1 protein-coding gene is annotated in these 1,984 nt (G+C 79.2%); it reads left to right on the top strand.

The window, feature by feature from the left end; translation table 11 throughout:
• Window positions 1-333: 333 nt before the first annotated feature.
• A partial coding sequence (locus tag ACFV4N_RS43255; protein WP_499678510.1) for an AAA family ATPase occupies window positions 334-1,984 on the top strand: 1,651 nt, incomplete at its 3' end.

Genomic DNA, 1,984 nt, shown 5'->3' with positions numbered 1-1,984 from the left:
GTGCCGCGCCTCGAACCCCGCCACGGCCGCCGCGAGGTCGGGCGCCTCGACGACGGGCCCGGCGGGCACGCCGGAGTCGGAGAGCGGACACAACCGCCCCGCGTTCTCCGCATCGGCCACCACGGCGACGAGCACGCCTCGGATTGTGCCCCCGGGGTACGACAGTCGCGGTCCGCTCGCGCGCTCCGCAGGCGTCCCCGCCCAGGGGACCCCTGCTTTCATCTTGCCGGAGGGGTCTGACAATTACGGGCCGCCGGTCCCGGACCGGCGGTCGCGCTGCTCCGACCGGACTACGGTGCCATCACCCGATCGGGTCCTGAGCAGCCGGGCAAGATGGTGATCGTGGACCTGTCGCCCGGTGAGCTGCTCGACCCCAGGTACGAGGTGGTGCCGTTCCGCGGCCGGGTGGCGGAGCTGCGCGAGTTCGACCGCTGGCTCGACGGCGGCGGGTCGTCCGTCCTGCTCCTGCACGGTCCCGCGGGCGTCGGCAAGACCCGGTTGGCCCGGCACCTCGCCGCGGGCGCGCCGGTCCGGGTGGTGGACGACGCCGACCTGGTGCCGTGGCGCGACCTGCACGACCTGCTCCGCGAGCCGGACGCCCGCGTCCTGCTGCTCGCCCGCGCCGCGGGCTGGTGGTGGTCGGCGGCCCGCCAGCGCGCGGCGGACCTCGGGCGCGCGAGCGCCGAGCTGGCGCTGGGGCCCTGCCCGGACGAGCACGCCGCGTCCTTCGCCGTCGCCTGCGCCCGCTTCGCCGACGCCCTCGACCTCCCCCGCCCCGACGCGCACCCGCCGGCCGCGGGCACCTACCACGACCTGCACCTGGCCGCCCTCGCCGCCGTGCACGGGGTGCGCGGCGGCGACCGGGCCGACCTGGTGCGGTGGCTGGTCAGCGTCGACCCCGTGGCGACCGGGCGGGGCCGCCTCGCCGAGGACGTGCTCGCGGTCGCGCTGCTCGACGAGCGGATCGAGCCCGACCGCACCCCGGCGGCCCTGGAGACGCTGGTGCGCGCCGCGGACCGGTGGCCCCACGTGCCGGGCCGCGCGCAGCGGCTGTTCACCACCCGGCCCGGCCTGGCCCGGTCCGCCACCAGCGCCACCCTGCGGGCCGTGGCCGAGCTGCCCGCGGCGGCGCGGGCGGTGGCCAGGCACGTGTTCGACGACGCCCGCTTCCACTGCGACCCGCTGCCCGCCGTGCTCACCCGGGCCCTGGTGCGCGACCGCGAGCGGGAGGGCGTCACCGCCGTCGAGCTGGCGGAGCTGCAGGGGGCGCTGGGGGCCCGCGCCGCGCTGGCCGCGCTCCGCGAGGAGGCGATGGAGGCCGCGAGCCGGGAGGTCGACCTCTACCGCGAGCTGACCGCGGCGGACCCGGTCGAGCACCGGTCGGCGCTCGCGGACGCGCTGGGCGACTTCGGGTTGCGGCTGGTCGCGGTCGGCCGGGAGGAGGAGGCCGTGGCCGCGGCGGAGGAGGCCGTCGAGCTGTGCCGGCTGGCCGCGGCCGAGGACGTCGACTACGCGCCCCGGCTGGTGGGCGCGCTCGACCAGCTCAGCCTCCGCTACGCCGCGGTCGGCCGCCACGACCGCGCGCTGGCCGCGGTCGCCGAGGCCGCCGTGCGCTGCCGGGACCTGGCCGGGCACCAGCACGCCCTGTTCGGCGTGGACCTGGCCAAGGTCACCCACCACCACGCGGCCCGGCTGCTCGACGCGGGCCGCCGCGACGAGGCCGCGAACACCGCCCGGCTGGCCGTCGCGCGCTGGCGCTCGGTGGCGGCGGCCGACCCGCGCTTCGAGGCCGACCTGGCCCGCGCGCTGGTCTCGATCGCCGCGCTGCTGGCGTCGTGCGGCCTGCCCGAGGAGGCGGTGGCGGCGGTGGAGGAGTCGGTCGCGGTGCTGCGCCGGCTCGGGCGGGCCAACCCGCGCGACGTGGAGCCGGAGCTGGCGGGCGCGGTCGGCGAGCTGGCCGCGGCGCACGGGGTCCGCCCCGCGG

This window comes from Actinosynnema sp. NPDC059797, from assembly GCF_042732085.1.
Lineage (GTDB): Bacteria > Actinomycetota > Actinomycetes > Mycobacteriales > Pseudonocardiaceae > Actinosynnema.
The sequence above is the reverse complement of the archived record's forward strand: the minus strand, read 5'-3'. Positions and strand labels throughout refer to the sequence as shown.